The 15,627-nt window shown below is 70.5% G+C and carries 13 protein-coding genes; 1 reads left to right on the top strand and 12 read right to left on the bottom strand.

Annotation, left to right across the window (positions count from 1 at the left end; all coding sequences use genetic code 11):
- Nucleotides 1-119: 119 nt before the first annotated feature.
- The 5 genes from NF556_RS20010 to NF556_RS20030 all read right to left on the bottom strand — a co-directional run bounded on the left by NF556_RS20010 (nucleotide 120) and on the right by NF556_RS20030 (nucleotide 8,042).
- The gene (locus tag NF556_RS20010; RefSeq protein ID WP_252592948.1) at nucleotides 120-1,826 is read right to left on the bottom strand and encodes a Stealth CR1 domain-containing protein; all 1,707 of its coding nucleotides are present in this window, start codon (nucleotides 1,824-1,826) and stop codon (nucleotides 120-122) included.
- On the bottom strand, nucleotides 1,823-4,027 hold the full coding sequence (locus NF556_RS20015) for a CDP-glycerol glycerophosphotransferase family protein (protein WP_252592949.1): 2,205 nt from the start codon (nucleotides 4,025-4,027) through the stop codon (nucleotides 1,823-1,825). Before NF556_RS20015 ends, NF556_RS20010 begins: the two co-directional genes overlap by 4 nt.
- A 168-nt stretch (nucleotides 4,028-4,195) precedes the next feature.
- Nucleotides 4,196-4,807, bottom strand: a complete 612-nt coding sequence (locus tag NF556_RS20020; protein WP_252595875.1) for a response regulator — start codon at nucleotides 4,805-4,807, stop codon at nucleotides 4,196-4,198.
- 70 nt (nucleotides 4,808-4,877) lie between these two features.
- Complete coding sequence (locus tag NF556_RS20025) at nucleotides 4,878-6,173, bottom strand: sensor histidine kinase (protein ID WP_252592950.1); 1,296 nt, start codon at nucleotides 6,171-6,173, stop codon at nucleotides 4,878-4,880.
- Between the two features lie 93 nt (nucleotides 6,174-6,266).
- Nucleotides 6,267-8,042, bottom strand: a complete 1,776-nt coding sequence (locus NF556_RS20030) for a BCCT family transporter (RefSeq protein ID WP_345780130.1) — start codon at nucleotides 8,040-8,042, stop codon at nucleotides 6,267-6,269.
- A 136-nt stretch (nucleotides 8,043-8,178) separates the two neighbouring features.
- On the opposite strand from NF556_RS20030, the gene NF556_RS20035 reads away from it, so the two are divergent.
- Nucleotides 8,179-9,369, top strand: coding sequence for a winged helix DNA-binding domain-containing protein (locus NF556_RS20035; protein ID WP_252592951.1), 1,191 nt, complete (start codon nucleotides 8,179-8,181; stop codon nucleotides 9,367-9,369).
- 24 nt (nucleotides 9,370-9,393) lie between these two features.
- On the opposite strand, the gene NF556_RS20040 is transcribed toward NF556_RS20035, so the two are convergent.
- The 7 genes from NF556_RS20040 to NF556_RS20070 all read right to left on the bottom strand — a co-directional run bounded on the left by NF556_RS20040 (nucleotide 9,394) and on the right by NF556_RS20070 (nucleotide 15,453).
- Entirely contained in the window at nucleotides 9,394-10,047 is a 654-nt protein-coding gene (locus NF556_RS20040) for a hypothetical protein (RefSeq protein WP_252592952.1), read from the bottom strand.
- A gap of 91 nt (nucleotides 10,048-10,138) precedes the next feature.
- Nucleotides 10,139-11,326, bottom strand: a complete 1,188-nt coding sequence (hutI, locus tag NF556_RS20045) for an imidazolonepropionase (RefSeq protein WP_252592953.1) — start codon at nucleotides 11,324-11,326, stop codon at nucleotides 10,139-10,141.
- A 77-nt stretch (nucleotides 11,327-11,403) separates the two neighbouring features.
- Entirely contained in the window at nucleotides 11,404-12,807 is a 1,404-nt protein-coding gene (locus tag NF556_RS20050) for a formimidoylglutamate deiminase (RefSeq protein WP_252592954.1), read from the bottom strand.
- Nucleotides 12,800-13,345 carry an AAA family ATPase gene (locus NF556_RS20055; protein ID WP_252592955.1) on the bottom strand — a complete coding sequence of 182 codons (546 nt, stop codon included), beginning with the start codon at nucleotides 13,343-13,345 and terminating at the stop codon, nucleotides 12,800-12,802. Before NF556_RS20055 ends, NF556_RS20050 begins: the two co-directional genes overlap by 8 nt.
- Nucleotides 13,342-14,532 (bottom strand): allantoate amidohydrolase, encoded by a 1,191-nt coding sequence (locus NF556_RS20060; RefSeq protein WP_252595877.1) that lies wholly within the window; start codon nucleotides 14,530-14,532, stop codon nucleotides 13,342-13,344. The genes NF556_RS20055 and NF556_RS20060 overlap by 4 nt, the downstream gene beginning before the upstream one ends.
- Before the next feature lie 114 nt (nucleotides 14,533-14,646).
- Complete coding sequence (locus NF556_RS20065) at nucleotides 14,647-15,117, bottom strand: aminoacyl-tRNA deacylase (protein WP_252592956.1); 471 nt, start codon at nucleotides 15,115-15,117, stop codon at nucleotides 14,647-14,649.
- Nucleotides 15,118-15,174: 57 nt separating this feature from the next.
- Nucleotides 15,175-15,453 (bottom strand): iron-sulfur cluster biosynthesis family protein, encoded by a 279-nt coding sequence (locus tag NF556_RS20070; protein WP_252592957.1) that lies wholly within the window; start codon nucleotides 15,451-15,453, stop codon nucleotides 15,175-15,177.
- Nucleotides 15,454-15,627 lie beyond the last annotated feature (174 nt).

Below are 15,627 nucleotides of genomic sequence, written 5' to 3' on the forward strand. Positions count from 1 at the left end.
GCTACGGAGCAGACCCCACCTGTCACATCGGTCCACAGACCGGACCACAGGTCGGGTGACGTGCGGCCCCAGGGGGAGCCTCGTCATACCGGGGTATGACGAGGTGTCGGTAGGTGGGGTCAGGAGGACTGCTCGTCGGCCCGGGTGGGTGGGAGCTCGAACGCGGTGGGGATGGGGAAGGTCTGGGCCAGCCAGGTGGGGAGCCACCCAGGATCGGCTTCGTCCTCCCCGTCGGGCGACGGGACGTCGTTGAGACAGATGACGCTGACATTGTCGGGATAGCCCTTGACCAGTAGGCGCTCCCGGACGCTCGGGTCCCCGATGTTGAAGTAGCCGTAGCGGATCGCCGACCGCACCCCGCGCCCCGTGAAGAGGGCGGTGTACAGGTGCAGCCAGGAGTTGGACTCGACATCTGTGTCCGACCGGAAGGGGCTGCGCACCGTGCCCGCGATCTCGCTGGCGTAGCGCTCCACCACCTCGGTCGCGATCTGCTTGCTCTGGGCGATCGGAACATGGGCGAACACCTCGGAGGCACGGCGGCCGAAATCGCGCTGGATGAGCTCCGCCGAGTTCGAGCGTGCGCGCTCCAGCGGGTTCTGGAGCTCGCGGGAGATGTCGGGGCGGCGGGACCGGGAGAAGAAGATCCTGAGCTGCCCGGCTGTGGTGAAGAAGTCGTAGGGCGTCACGGGCGCGGTGAACATCACGTCGTCGTTGAGGATGAGGTAGTGCTCCGAGAGGCCAGGGATGCGGTGGACCTGCGAGGCGATCGCGTGGGAGTTGAAGCTGGGCAGCGCCTCGCCGTCGGAGAAGATCTCGCGGTGGTCCACCACGGTCACCCGGCCGTGCTGCGTGTCCAGCCAGTCGGGAGTCTGCTCGTCCGTGACCAGGTAGATGTGGCGGATCCAGGGCGCGTGGGTCTCCAGGGACCTCATCGAGGCCCGCAGCTCACCACGGTCACGGAAGTAGTGGGCGTCACTGGCCCCCGACGCGTCCGCCAGACCGAGCCGGCGGCGCACGGCAGCCCGCTTGGCTCGCCACTGCGGGTCGGAGTCGTCCACCCAGAGATAGACGGCATCGACCGGGAACTCGATGGCCGAGGCGTCTCCGGTGGCTCCGACGATGCTGGGCTCGGCCCAGCCGTCCCACCGTGCCCGGGTGGTCAGTGGAAGGGGATCGCTGCGATCGATCTCCTGCACGATGCTCTGGCGGTCGGGTGCCACCAGCGTCTCCCGATCCTCGTGATCGTCCCAGACCGCGATGCGGCAGCCGTCGGGAGCACCGTAGAGCTTTCCTATCGTCGTGCAGCGGACATACTGAAAGACGGAGAGGTCCCGGATGGACTCGAGCTCCTCCGAGGTGGGGGCCTCCGTCACTGGACGGGGCAGGCCGGTCTCGCGGGAGTGGTAGTAGAACCCCTCCGCACCCAGACTCTGCCCGATGGCGCCGACCACGGCGGCCAGGTCGTCGCGGCGCACGCCCCACCTCGTGGTGCGCGTGAAGGGCAGCTGCATGGCGAAGAACGGCACCCCGGTGCTCTCGAGCGACTCGGCGACCGCGGTGGCGGTCTGCGCGGCCAGCCGCCACCTGGTGACATCCGCCTGCCGGTGGGCAATGACGTAGCGCGCCCGGTGGGTGGTGATCTCGTGCTCGTCACTCGAGTCGGCCAGCCGCAGCAGGTCGGCCGGGAGGAGTCGGCGCAGACTGGGCTGCTCCGGGGCAGCCGAGGCGACCGTGTTCGTCACCCGCCGTCGCACGCGATAGGCGAGCTTGCCCACTGCTGCTCGCGGAGCCTTGACCAGTCTCCGTGCGGTGCGCCTGCCTCTCATGAGCCTCCTCCTGTCGTCCCGATTCTGTGCAGCCGTCGGTCGATCGTGTCGACGACGCGCCGGGAGTTCTCCTGGTCGTGGTGTGCGAAGAGCTCGTCGGCCCGTCCGGCGAACCGGGGATCGGGGGCGCACCCCCGCGCCAGGAGCGCATCGAGCTCGTCGAGGGTGCCTTCCACCGTCGTGACCACGGGCCCGAAACCGTCGCGCTCGAAGTCGAACCACGAGGGTGCCGCGTGCCGGGTCTCGAACTCCTCGCGATCAAACCGGGCATAGATCACCGGCGTGCCCAGATATGCGGCGTCGAAGTGGACGGAGGAGTGGTCGGTGAGGAAGACGTCGCACCGCCGCACCAGGTCCTGCAGCGCCGTGCCGGTGGCCGCGACGACGGTGATGCGGTCACCGGCCGTCGCAGCGTCCATGAGGTGCTCGGCAACATTGTGGTGCGGAGCGAACACCAGTCGATAGTCAAAGGCCTCCAGCATGGTCTGCAGACGGTCGCTGGTCAGCAACCCGGTCATGAACCGTTCGTAGTCGGACCCGTCGTAGCGCTCCTGGTCCGGGCTGCTCTGTCCGCGGGCCTGGGACCAGAGGTAACGCCGCCAGGTGGGCATCATGAGGATGGTGCGGCTGGGCGGCGTGGGCGTGAGGTGGTCGAACCGAGGCATGCCCACCTCCGCGATCTGCGCGTCGTAGCCCGAGGCTGCGCGCAGCGCCCGGGTCTCACCGCGAGCGCTGGTGAGAATGAGGTCGTAGCCCGTGCTGCCACGCTTGACGGCCTCCGGGCTGAGATGCACGCCGTGCTGGAGGAAGACCTGCAGGGCCCCGATCCGCCAGGCCAGCCGGCGCAGGAACGCCTTGCGGTTCCACTGCTCGGGAAGCATGTGGTGCGTGGAGTGCGCATTGGCGACGACCGTCGCGTGCAGCATGAGCAGCTCGTGACGTCTCGACGAGTGCGGCACCACGTGGCCCAACTGACGCAGCTCGGCGAACTGCGGACTGGACCGGGACAGCACGTAGTAGACGTGCCGCCGGGGGTGCTGCGTGCGCAGGTAACGGAACAAGTGCAGGCCGTTGTCCTGGGCCTCCTCCGCCCGCTCACCCAGGAGCCAGACCTCGCGGCCGAGGAAGAAGGGCGCGCTGACGAGCTTGAGCAGCCGCAGGGCACGCATCCGTCGTCCACCCTCACCGCGCTGGATGTAGCGGAGGTCGGCGCCCGTGATCCGCGCCCGCCACGCGAGCTCCGCGAGGGGTCCACTGCCGTGGGCGACCCACAACCGCGTCTCGCGCCCGTGGTCCGGCGTGTGCAGGTAGTAACGCACGGCGTCGGCCTCCGCCGAGGGAGCCGCCAGCCGCACGGTGCGGGCGTTGGCGAGCGACCCCTTGCTGGGCCGGGCGGCGCGGGTCGACCGCAGCGACTCGTGCGGCGAGCTGAGGGAGAGCTCGATCCGATAATCACCGGTGGGGACACCGCCCAGGGGCACCCGGGCGACGAGCCACTCCCAGCGCGCGATCCCCGAGGCGTCGATGCGCTGGACGAGCCCGACCGGCTCCGACCCCCCGGCATCCCCCGCGTCTGGCGCGGCCAGCGTCACCCGGAACTGCCAGGGTGGGCGGCTGTCGAAGCGATGTCCGGCGAGGTTGATGCGCAGCGCGATGTCGACGGCGCCCGGCTGCGGGTCCAGCCACTCGACCGTGACCAGTGCCGCCTGCAGCGCCAGGGAGCCGAGGTAGTCCGACACCCCTGCGGGTTGCTCAGCGCCCTCTGCGAGCTCCGCGAGGACGAGGTCGAGATAGGCGGTCACCAGGGGGACCGGCGTGGTGCGGTGCCACACCAGCACCGGCCCGGCGAAGTTGGACCCGACCGCCGCGACGCTGTGCCGCGCGGCGACCAGCCCCGACGCGAGCTCGTCGAGCAGGTCGGGCGTGGGCTGCTCCAGGGTCGTGATGGTGATCAGGTGTGCGGTGGGGACGGCGGCCATGATCTCGCTCAGCGTGCCCACCGGGTCGCCAGTGTCAGCCAGCTTGAGCCGGTGCACGTCCGGCAGCTCGTCGCAGGCCGCCACCACCTGGTCCGCCAGGTCGGAGGGGTAGGCCACGATCAGGCGCGCGCGATCGCCCCGCGCCCCGAGACGATGCAGCCACCGCGGCAGGTGGGAGGCGTCGCGGTCCACGAGCAGCACGAGGCACGCATCGTCGAGCACCAGCGGCTTCCTCCCTTCACGATGTGTCGAAGTAATCTGGAAGCATCCCACAACGAGCCAACAGAGCCCTGCAAGCTGCTGTCCTCGGGCTGCGGGTGAGAGGTGCCGCCCCCGGCAAGCGCGACCGGCATGGCGTCCCGGTCTGCGCTCAGCCGCCCCGGTGTGGGCTCAGCCCGCCAGCCCGGTCTCGTAGGCCGTGATCACCATGTGCACCCGGTCGCGCAGGTGCAGCTTGTGCAGGATCCGGCCGATGTGCGTCTTGACCGTCGCCTCGGCCAGGAACAGCTCGGCGGCGATCTGGCTGTTGCTCAGCCCCCGCGCCACGGCGACCAGGACCTCGCGCTCGCGGTCGGTCAGCGGGGCCAACCGCTCCGCGGCACTCGCGGCAGCGACCTCCCCGTCCCCGCCCGGCAGGTGGTCGGCAAACTGGTCGAGCATCCGCCGGGTCGTGCTCGGGGCCAGCACGGCATCGCCCTCGTGCACGGCCCGGATCGCGGTGAGCAGCTCGGCGGGACCGGCGTCCTTGAGCAGGAACCCGGCGGCGCCGGCCTTGAGGGCGGCGAAGGCGTACTCGTCGAGGTCGAAGGTCGTCAGCACCAACACCTTGGGCCGCTCACCGACCTCAGAGAGTCGGCGGGTGGTCTCCACCCCGTCCATGCGCGGCATCCGGATGTCCATCAGGACCACGTCGGGGCGGACCTGCGGCACCGCGGCGAGGGCAGCCACCCCGTCCCCGGCCTCGCCGACGACCGTCATGTCCTGCTGGGCGTCCAGCACCATCCGGAACCCCGCCCGGACCAGCTCCTGGTCGTCGACCAGGAACAGGCGGATCGGTCCTCCGTCGGGGTGTTCACTCACTGCTGACTCCTTCTGGTGTCCTGGACACTTCACCGCTGACGGTCACCGGAACGGACGCGACGACCTCGAACCCACCACCGGGCCGAGGTCCGGCGTGCAGGGTGCCGCCGAGGACCTCGACCCGCTCCCGCATCCCGATGATGCCGTTGCCGCGGCCGTCTGGCACGACCGCGGCCCCACCGTAGCCGTCATCGTCCAACTGCTGGGCCGGGGCGCCCACCCCGCGGCCGTCGTCGGTGACCCGGACCAACAGCACGGCGGGGGTGCGCAGGACGTCGACCCCGACGCTCGCGTCGGGTCCGGCGTGCTTGAGCACGTTGGTCAGTGACTCCTGCACGACGCGGTATGCCGCGAGGTCCAGGTCGCGGGGCAGCTCACCGACGTCGCCGCGCACCGCCAGGCTTACCGGCACGCCGGAGTCACGGACTCGCTGCACGAGCTCCACGAGGTTGGCCAGGCCCTGGGCCGGCTCAAACTCCGCCGCGCTGCCGCTCTCGCGCAGCACCCCGACCAGGCGCCGGGTGTCGGTGAGCGCCTCCCGGGCCGTCGTGGCCAGCGTCTCCAGGGTCTGGGCCGCCCGCTCCAGGGCGGCCGAGTCAGCCGACCTCTGCTCCAGTGCCACGCGAGCGGCATACGCTCCGCCGTCGGCCTGCACGACCACGACCGACAGGGAGTGGGCGACGATGTCGTGCATCTCCCGGGCGATCGTGGCGCGTTCGCCCTGCGCGGCAAGCGCCGCCCGCTGTGCCTGATCGCGCGCGAGGGCCTCGTTCTGCTCACGCAGGCGGGCCACGACCGCTCGCCGGCGACGGACCACGTCGCCGAGCATCCACGCGGCGGCCACCGACATCCACATGAACAGGGTCGTCGGGATGAGCGAGACCAACACCGAGGCATAGTCGGTGATGAAGGCGTTGTTGACCACCCAGTCGAGGGCCCCGAGCACCGAGCCCAGCAGACCAAACGCTCCCACCACCCAGGCATGCCACCGCTCGGCGGAATAGGCAACGGTCGCGTAGATGATCGCCAGCGCCGCGACGTTGGCGATCAGCGGTGTGTCGATGATGAGCACCTGCAGCAGGCACGCGGCGGCGATGACGACCGCGGCGCCGAACGGCTGGGTGCGGCGGAAGGCGAGGGGCAGCACCTGCAGCGTGGTCAGCAGCAGCGCCTCGCCCTGCGAGCCGGACAGGACGAGGAAGACCATCCAGGTCCCCACCGCCAGCGCCGAGTCCACGAGGAGCGGGGAGGAGGTGGCCCAGGTCCGGGCGCGCCTGATCATCTCCATCACCAGAGCGTATGCCGAGTCTCCTGCGGTGGCGTCAGACCGCGGTCGCCCGTTGGGTGCGACCGCGGTCTGACGTCAATCAGGTCAGCGTTGTCACCTGTTCCGCTCAGACAGCTTCTTGAGGTGCCTGCCGACGTGCTTCTCGACGTTCTTCTCCACCGGCTCGCCGAAGTGCTCGTCGAAGTTCCCGGTCAGTTCCTCAGTCACCTCGGTGCTGACGTCGAGGGCCATTTCCTCCCTGGCCTGGCGCCGGGCAGCTCGCACCATCGCTGTGTGCTCACCACTCAGTGCCTTGTAGGTCGCCCAGCACATCGCCACCATGATGAGGCTGAACGGCAGGGCCGTGATGATGGCTCCGGTCTGCAGCGCGCCCAGCCCACCGGCGAGCAGCAGGCCGATGGCCACCACGCCCTCGATCCCCGCCCACAGGACACGGCTCCATGTTGGGGGTTCCGGGTCTCCGCCGGAGGCCAGCATGTCGACCACCAGCGATCCGGAGTCGGAGGAGGTGATGAAGAAGATGGTCACCAGCACGATCGCGATCCCCGCCAACAGACCGCCGGCAGGAAGTCCCTCGACCAAGTCGAAGAGCACCTGTTCCGCGGCCAGCGCCGGGTTGCCGTCCTCGTCGGTGCCAACCAGACCACCCTCACCGAAGATCTCGCGGTAGAAGGCACTGCCGCCCAGCACCGAGAACCACAGGAAGGTCACCGTGGTCGGCACCAGGAGCACGCCGGCCACGAACTCGCGCACCGTGCGTCCCCGGGAGATCCGGGCGATGAACACCCCGACGAAGGGTGCCCAGGAGATCCACCAGCCCCAGTAGAACGTGGTCCACGCCCCCTGCCAGACCTGGCCGGCCTCACCGCTGAAGGCGTTGGTGCTGAAGGTCATGGGCAGCACGTTCTGGAAGTAGACACCGATGCTCTGGATCCACTCGCGCAGCAGGAACAGGGTGGGTCCGAGGAGCAGGAGCGCCAGGAGGAAGACGGCGGCGAGCACCAGGTTGGTGTTGGACAGCCACCGGATGCCGCGGCCCACACCGCTGACCACGGACGCGGTTGCCAGGACGGTGATGACCACGATGGCCCCGACGAGCAGTGAATCGCTCACCTCGTCGAAGAGGCCTAGGTGGACCAGCCCTGAGGAGATCTGCTGGACTCCGAGTCCCAGCGAAGTCGCGATCCCGGCCACGGTGCCGACGACGGCGATGGTGTCGATGACGTCACCGACCCAGCCGCGGACCCGGTCTCCGAAGATCGGCTCCAGCGCCCACCGGATGGAGGCCGGGCGGCCCTTGCGGTGGATGGCATAGGCCAGGGCCAGCCCCACGACGACATAGATGGCCCAGGCGTGGAATCCCCAGTGCAGGAAGACCTGGGCCATCGCCTTCTGGGCCAGTTCGGGACCCTCCCCTGTCATGCCGGGCTTGATGTCGGTCGCGAAGAAGGTCAGCGGCTCGGCAGCACCCCAGAACACCAGGCCGATACCCATCCCGGCCGCGAAGAGCATGGAGAACCAGGAGAAGATCCCGAACTCGGGCTCCTCCTCGTCCTGGCCCAGCTTGATGTCACCGAAGCGGCTCAGGCCCATCCACAGTGCGAACGCGACGAAGACGGCGACCACCACGACGTAGTACCAGCCGAAGCCGCCGACGATGTTGTCCTGGATCGCCCCCAGCGCCTTGTCGGAGGCTTCTGGGAATCCGATGGTGAACACGCAGGCGATCGCCAGCACGATGAGCGACGGCCAGAACACACCGGGGTGGATCCCGCCCGGCCCCTTGTTCATGATCAGGTCCTCGTCCGTCCGCTCCGCAGGCTGCGAACCGGATGGATTCTGGTTGGTGGGGGTTGGGGTGGCGCTCACCGATCAGGCTCCTTACAGGTGTCAGACAACTCTCAGGCGCGTTGTTCAGGATGACAGGTTCGGCACCAATCGCAAGTGGCCAGGGCTTCGGCCTGCTTGCGGACCCGTGTCGGTGCGACCCGTGACAATGGTGGCTATGGCCCTGCGGACAGTGACCGATGCCGAGCGACGTCAACGCGTCGGGAGGCGGCACGCGCTGGCTCCGGAGCATCGGGTCGGCACCCCCGACCAGGTCACCACGGCGATGACGGTGCTGCATGCGACAGAGGCCTCATCGGTCTATCTCTCGGTGGCGGCCCGTGCCCCGGAGGCAACCGTCGCGGACCTTGACCGTGCCCTCTATGACGACCGGTCACTGGTCAAACAACTCGCGATGCGGCGGACCCTGTTCGTCTTCCCCCGCGACCTGCTGCCCGCAGCCTGGGGCAGTGCATCAGCCCGGGTGGCCGACACCGAGCGTCGCAAGATTGCCCGCAACGTCGTGGACGACGGATGGGCCACCGACGGCGAGGCGTGGTTGGTCGAGGTGGGTCGTCAGGTCGTGGAACTGCTGTCAGCTCGGGGCACCCTGTCGGCCAAGGAGATCCGGGAGGCGCTGCCGATGCTCGACGGCAAGGTGGCGGTGTCGGCAAGCAGCCCGTGGGGCGGTCCGGTGCCCATCGCGCCGCGCGTGCTGACGCTGCTGGGGGCCTCCGGGCTCATCGTCCGCGGCGCCAACGCCGGTCACTGGCGCGTCAACCGTCCGGCCTGGACGCTGATGACCGAGTGGCTGGGTGAGTCACCGACGCCGATGGACCCGGCAGACGGGTATGCCGAGCTGGTGCGCCGATGGTTGCGCACGTTCGGGCCGGGGACGGAGGCCGACCTGGTCTGGTGGTTGGGCTCGACAAAGTCTGCGGTGCGGCGGGCGCTGGCCGACGTTGCCGCGGTCGAGGTCCGCCTCGAGGGTGGCGGCACCGGCTGGCTGCTCCCGGACGATCTCGAGCCCGAGCCCGAGGTGGCCCCGTGGGCATCGCTGCTGCCCACGCTCGACCCGACCACCATGGGCTGGCGCGAGCGGGACTTCTATCTCGACCCAACCCACACGCCCTATCTGTTCGACAGCAACGGCAACGGCGGCACGACGATCTGGTGGGACGGACGCATCGTCGGCTGCTGGGTCCAGGACCCCGACGGCGTGGTCGTGCCGGTGCTGCGCGAGGACCTCGGCAGCGACGGGGACGCAGCCGTTGCCAGCGAGGTCGACCGGTTGACGGCCTGGCTCGACGGTGTGGTGATCAGCAGCGTCTATGCCTCGGCCCAGATGAAGCAGGCCAGGTTGCCCTGATCGTTGCCGGTGAACCGGGGTGGGTCACCACGATCGCTCGTCGGGCGCCTCATGGTCGTCGTAGGGCGGAGGCTCTGGGTAGGTCGGGAGCTCCGGCTCGGCCCACCAGTCACCGGGGTAGGCCAGATAACGACTCTCCCGCCGGAAGTCCTCGAGCCAGGCCGCAGAGTCGCGGGACACATAGTCCGCGAGTTGGTGCCCCAGACCGCGTGACTCGATCTCGCGGGACAGCTCGTGCCGCAGGTCCTGGACCAATGGGTCCACGCCCAGCCTGATCGCCAGCCCGGCGACGGCCAGGAGCTGCTCGTCGAACAGGCCGGCGATGCCCTTGCGCACCTGGGGTGCCGGGAGGTGGTTGATGATCGGCCGCGGAGGTGGAGTGGCTGCGAGGTGGTGCTCCCAGTCGTAGTCGGCGTCCTCGGTCAGCAGCGCGTGCAGGTGCGGGACCACCCGATCCTCCGGTGACCCCCGCTCCTCCAGGGGCAGGAGACGCTTGGCGCGCAGGACCACGGCGCCCTCACTGCGCTCCAGCGTGGTCGCGAGCTCGGCGAGCGAGTCGCCCGCTCGGCACCGCGCCACGAGGACCTGATGATCCTGCGTGGTCCAGGGCTGACCGCTGCGTCCAGGCGGCGGTGGTGGTTGCTGGCTCAACTCTGGGTGCAGGTGGTGGATCGTCACGCGACGACTGTGCCGGACGACGCCGTCCCCGCGCAGAAGTTGTCCACAGGCGGCCCGAACCAGGCTGCCCCGAGCCAGGCTGTCCCGAGCCTCAGACCTGCAGGGTCTTCACGATGGGCACACCCACCCGGTAGGGGATGTGCAGGTAACTCGGTGCCCCCACCACGGCGAGGTCCCCGCGGTTGCCGACCCGCACGGAGCCGATGTCGGTGCGGCGCAGGGAGCGTGCCGCGGTGACGGTCGCCGCCCGCAGCGCCTCGGCCGGGGTCATCCCCATCTCGCGGACGGCGAGGGCAATCATCAGCGGCATGGAGGAGGAGTTGCAGGTGCCTGGGTTGCAGTCGGTCGCGATCGCGATGTTGACGCCGGCGTCGATCAGCGCCCGCCCGTCGGGATAGGGCGAGCGCGTCGAGAACTCCACGCCGGGCAGCAGGGTGGCGACGGTGTCCGAGCCGGAGAGCGCGGCGATGTCGTCGTCGGACAGGAACGTGCAGTGGTCCACGCTCGCGGCACCGAGCTCGACGGCGAGCTGGGCTCCAGGACCCGGGCCCAGCTGGTTGCCGTGGACCCGCAGTCCCAGCCCGGCGTCGCGGCCAGCCAGCAGGATGGTGCGTGCCTCGTCGCCGGTGAAGGCGTGCGGGCTGTTCGGCTCGCAGAAGACGTCGACCCACTTGGCATAGGGCGCTGCGGCGGCGAGCATCTCCCCTGCGACGAGGTCGACATAGGCAGCTCGGTCATCCCGGGCCTCCGGTGGCACCACGTGGCCGCCGAGGAAGGTCGTCTCCTCCGTCACCTCACGGGCCAGCCGCAGCGCGCGAGCCTCCTGCTCGACGTCCAGGCCATACCCGCTCTTGATCTCCACGGTCGTTGTGCCCTGCGAGCGCATCTCATCGACGCGTGCCGTGATCAGGGCACGCAACTCGGCGTCGGAGGCCTCCCGGGTGGCGGCCATGGTGACCGCGATGCCACCGCCGTCATAGGGCTGGCCCGTCATCCGGGCTGCGAACTCCGCCGAGCGGTCCCCCGCATAGACCAGGTGGGAGTGGCTGTCCACGAAACCGGGCAGCACCGCCTGGCCGCCCAGGTCGAAGGACCAGTCGGCGGCCGGTGCGTCAGCCGCTGCGCCGACCCACTGCACGCTGGTCGGGGCATCCTCAAACTCGGCTCCGACCACGACGGCCGCGTCCCGCAGGATGCCCAGCCCATCGCTCTGATCGGCCCCCTCGAGGGTGTCGTCGCAGGTGACCAGTTCGCTGATGCCGGTGATGAGGATCGCCATGTCGTCAGTCTCCCGCACTCGGTCCAGGCGTCAAGACCCGCCCAGCATCTCGAGGCCCAATCCTCTCGGTGCCGGCCTCAGTCCCGCCACAGCGGCTCGACGGCCGCCGCCAGTTGAGCACCGAGCCGGCGCTGGTCCTCCAACCGGTGCCGTCCCTCCCGGACGATCACCTCGCCGTCCACCACGACGGTGTCGACATCGGCAGCCGTCGCTGCGAGCAGCACCTGGGCCGGGTCGGACCCGGCGGTTCGAGGTGTGTCCAGCAGCACCGCGACCAGGTCGGCCCGCAGGCCGACCTCGAGGCGCCCGGCGTCGGGCCACCCGATCGTGTCGTGGGCCGTGGCCGCCGCCAACAACTGCTCGGCGGTGAACCGGCCTCGCTGCAGGGTGTCCAGACGTTCGTGCATCTCCAGGGCCCGGGCCTCCTCGAGCAGGTCGATGACAGCGTGCTGGTCGGAGCCGAGCGAGAGCCTGGCCCCGGCGTCGAGCAGAGCTCGGGCGGGGCCGATGCCGTCGGCCAGGTCGCGCTCCGTGGTCGGGCAGAAGCAGGCGGTCGAGTGCGTGTCGGCCAGCAGAGAGATGTCCTGCTCGGTCAGGTGGGTGGCGTGCACGGCCGAGAACTGCGGGCCAAGCACCCCTTCTGCGGCCAGCAGCCCGGTCGGGGTCAGGCCGTGGGCCGCCAGGGCGGCCTCGTTCTCGGCCGGTTGCTCCGAGACATGGGCGTGCAGCGGCGCCGGACCACCGGGCCGGGACCGCGTGAACTCTGCGACCCGGGCGAGGGCCTGACGCGGCACACCGCGCACCGAGTGGATCGCGGCCCCGACGCACAGGTGCGCGGGGCCACCGGCGGTGTGGTCGGTCAGCAGCTCGACACGGCGTGCCCAGCCGTCGACGTCACCGTCGCCGAAGCGCACCTGCGGGCCGGCCAACTCGCTGTGTCCGTCCGCGGTCAGCCCACCGGCCAGATAGCAGGTGTCGAGCAGCGTCAGCCGCACCCCGGCCTCGCGAGCTGCCTCCACGAGCGCGAGCCCCATCGCGTTGGGGTCGTCGTAGGGCGTGCCGTCCTGGCCGTGGTGCAGATAGTGGAACTCCCCCACGGCTGTCACGCCGGCCAGGGCCATCTCGGCATAGGTCGCTCGGGCGAGCTGCAGATAGCTGTCGGGGTCGAGCCGGTTGGCCACGGCATACATCCCCTCCCGCCACGTCCAGAAGGTGCCGCCGCCGTGGTGGGTGCGTCCGCGCAGCGCGCGATGGAAGGCGTGGCTGTGGCAGTTGGCCAGCCCGGGGAGCACGACGCCGGGCAGTCGCTCGGCCCCGTCGGCCGCCGCCTGCGCCGCCGGGACACCGGGGGTGATCGCGACGAAGCGTCCGCCGTCGACGTCGAACAGCACGTCGCGGGCCGGGCCGTCCGGCAGCAGCGCCCAGTCCGCGTGCCACGTGCGCTCCCCCTGGATCGAACCGCGTCCGTTGTGCTCAGACATGCTCAGCCCGGCTCTCTCGCGCGGCGTCACTCACGGCCAGCACCTGCGCCACGGCCTCCTCGAGCGAACCGGTGGTGACGATCTCCTGATCGGCGATCTGGCGCAGCAGGGGCTCGACCTCGACCTGGTCGGCCAGCACCGTGGCCTCCTGCTCGGGCGTCTTGCCGAACGGGTTGGTGTCGCGCTCCCGCAGCCGCTGCCGGATGACGTCGGGCGGTGCGCTGAGCAGCACCGTCCGGTCGAAGTCGTCGCGGAAGACGCCCTGGTTGCTGGCACAGCCGGCGATGAACAGCAGCTCCTGCGGCCCGTCGAGCAGCTCGCGCACGCGGTCCTCCAACCAGAGCACCTCACCGGGCAGTCCGATGCTCTCGGTGGTGCAGCTGTCATCGAGATCGACGGCCTCGTGGCCCAGCTCGCGCAGGCGGTGCACCAGCGTCGACTTGCCGACGGCGGACATCCCGGTGAGGAGTATGCGGAGGCGCCGGGGCCGCAGGCCGGTGCGGTCGGGCCCGGGCTGGCCCTGGGTCGGCTCGGTCACGGTGACACCAGGTCGGTGACGCAGGCGGTGAGAGCGTCGACACCGGCGTGGCAGTCGTCGCGCTCGGCGAACTCCTCCGGGCTGTGCGAGACGCCCGTGGGGTTGCGGACAAAGAGCATCGCCGAGGGCACGCCCGCGGACGCCAGGATGCCGGCGTCGTGGCCGGCGCCCGTGCCCAGGACCGGGACGCTCAGCTCGGCGTCGGTGGCCAGGACACCGCGCAGCCGGTCGCTGAGCGGCTGGTCAAAGTGGGTCGTGGCGGTCCAGGACTCCTCGGTGACGCTGGCCCCGAAGTCGGACGCGCGCGTGGTGAGGTCGGCAACGGCGGCCCGGACAGCCTCCTCGTCGGGCCCGCGGCTGTCGAGCCAGCCGGTGACGTGGCTCGGGATCGCGTTCACGCCCCCGGGGGTGACGGCGACCTTGCCGACCGTGGCGACGCAGCCGCGTTGCTGAGCCTCCTTGCGGGCGCCGAGGACGAGGTCGGCATAGCCGAGCATCGCGTCCCGACGGTCCTCCAGTCGGGTCGTGCCGGCGTGGTTGGCCTCGCCCGGGAAGTCGAAGCGCCACCGGCCGTGCGGCCAGATGTCGCTGGCCACTGCGACGGGGACGCCGAGGTCGACCAGGCCACGGCCCTGCTCGACGTGCAGCTCGACGAACGCGCCAACCCTCCGCAGGGTCTCGTCGTCCTGGCCGATCTGGGAGGGGTCGCGTCCGGCCGCGGTGAGCGCCTCCGCCATGGTCGTCCCGTCGGCGTCGGTCAGCGACAGGGCACGCTCGGGGGTCATCGCCCCGGTGATCACTCGCGATCCGGCGCAGGCGACGCCGAAGCGAGCGCCCTCCTCGTCGACGAAGTTGACCACGGCCAGCGGGCGCGACGGCTCGATGCCCGCGGCCCGGAGTTGGTCCACGACGGCGAGCGCAGAGACCACGCCCAGTGGCCCGTCATAGGCCCCGCCGTCGGGCACCGAGTCCAGGTGCGACCCGATCGCGATGCCCTGTCCGGGCGCCGCGTCGGGGTCTCCCCACCAGGCCCACTGGTTGCCCATCCGGTCCTCCACCAGGTCCAGCCCGCGCCGCGCGCACTCGCCCGCAAACCACTCCCGCAGGGTGTGGTCCTCGCGGGACCAGGCAAACCGGCGATAGCCGCCGCTGCCCGCACGGCCGACCGGTTCGAGGTCTTGCCACATCGCATCGAAAGTCACGCCCCCATCCTGCCCCTTCCCTGGGTGCCGCGCAGGTGGTCCTGCCCGCACGTGGCCATGAAGCACGCGTGCAGCTCGAGGCCAGCCTGAGCGCAGTGGCTAACCCTCGGTCGTGACGTCGGCGACCTGCGCCCCGAGCGCCTCCAGTGCAGCCCCTGAGGCCACGGTGAGACCGACACCGTGGGCACCCCCACCGAGCGAGATGGGCCGGTCGGGCTCGGCGACGCGGGAGTCGGCGATGACGGGCCAGGCGGTGCTAGAGCCGAAGGGCGTGATGGTGCCGCGCTCATAGCCGGTGGCCTGCCGCGCGGTCTCCGCGTCGGGCATCGACAGTCGGCTCACGCCCAGCAGCTCGCGCAGCTTGGGCCAGGAGATCTCGCGACCACCGGGCACGAGGACAAACAGATAGTCCCCCTCGGCGCGACGCACGACCAGGGTCTTGATGAGGTCGGATGGCTCGACACCCCGGGCGGCGGCGGCCTCCTCGAGGCTGCCCACTCGTCCGTGCCGCGTCACCTGATAGGTCAGCCCGGCAGCCTCAACAGCCGCGATCGCCGTCTCTTCGCTCATGCCGACAACATAGCGGCGCCCACCCCGTGCTGCGGGGCGGGCGCCGAGATCACGAGGTCAGGCCTGCGGGGTGAGCGTGAAACCCACGCCCTCGTCGGTCTGTGCTGCGTCCAGGGTCTGGTTCTCCAGCAGGGGGGCGGCATCCTCGGCGAGGTAGACATTGCCCTCGCTTGCCTCGACGGCCACATCGTTGTCCTGCGGCTCGCGGACGACGCTGATCTCCAGCTGGGTCTGGTCGGGGCCGACGGCCAGCCGGAGGCCAGCAGTGTCGGGGAGCTCCTCGCTTGCGGTCAGACCCTTGACTGCGGCCTGGGCGTTCTCGGAGAGGGTGAGCATGTGCGACTCCTTGTCTTCGGTGCGGTCACCGGCAACTGCTGCCGGCAGCGACGCTTACGACCACCTCGCGGGGCAATGCGCACGCGCCTCGGACACCTCCACCATGGGTCCCGACCGGGGGGCCGAGTCAAGTTGGGGCCCCAGGTGAGCGCCTGACGTATGCCGAGGAGCAGG

It is taken from the genome of Ornithinimicrobium faecis, assembly GCF_023923225.1.
Classification (GTDB): domain Bacteria; phylum Actinomycetota; class Actinomycetes; order Actinomycetales; family Dermatophilaceae; genus Ornithinicoccus; species Ornithinicoccus faecis.

Excerpts from the sequence above, each read along its gene's own strand:
- NF556_RS20010 (WP_252592948.1), bottom strand. The coding sequence starts at position 1,826 with ATGAGAGGCAGGCGCACCGCACGGAGACTGGTCAAGGCTCCGCGAGCA.
- NF556_RS20020 (WP_252595875.1), bottom strand. The coding sequence starts at position 4,807 with ATGGTGCTGGACGCCCAGCAGGACATGACGGTCGTCGGCGAGGCCGGG.
- NF556_RS20025 (WP_252592950.1), bottom strand. The coding sequence starts at position 6,173 with ATGGAGATGATCAGGCGCGCCCGGACCTGGGCCACCTCCTCCCCGCTC.
- NF556_RS20035 (WP_252592951.1), top strand. The coding sequence starts at position 8,179 with ATGGCCCTGCGGACAGTGACCGATGCCGAGCGACGTCAACGCGTCGGG.
- hutI (WP_252592953.1), bottom strand. The coding sequence starts at position 11,326 with ATGGCGATCCTCATCACCGGCATCAGCGAACTGGTCACCTGCGACGAC.
- NF556_RS20050 (WP_252592954.1), bottom strand. The coding sequence starts at position 12,807 with ATGTCTGAGCACAACGGACGCGGTTCGATCCAGGGGGAGCGCACGTGG.
- NF556_RS20060 (WP_252595877.1), bottom strand. The coding sequence starts at position 14,532 with ATGTGGCAAGACCTCGAACCGGTCGGCCGTGCGGGCAGCGGCGGCTAT.
- NF556_RS20065 (WP_252592956.1), bottom strand. The coding sequence starts at position 15,117 with ATGAGCGAAGAGACGGCGATCGCGGCTGTTGAGGCTGCCGGGCTGACC.
- NF556_RS20070 (WP_252592957.1), bottom strand. The coding sequence starts at position 15,453 with ATGCTCACCCTCTCCGAGAACGCCCAGGCCGCAGTCAAGGGTCTGACC.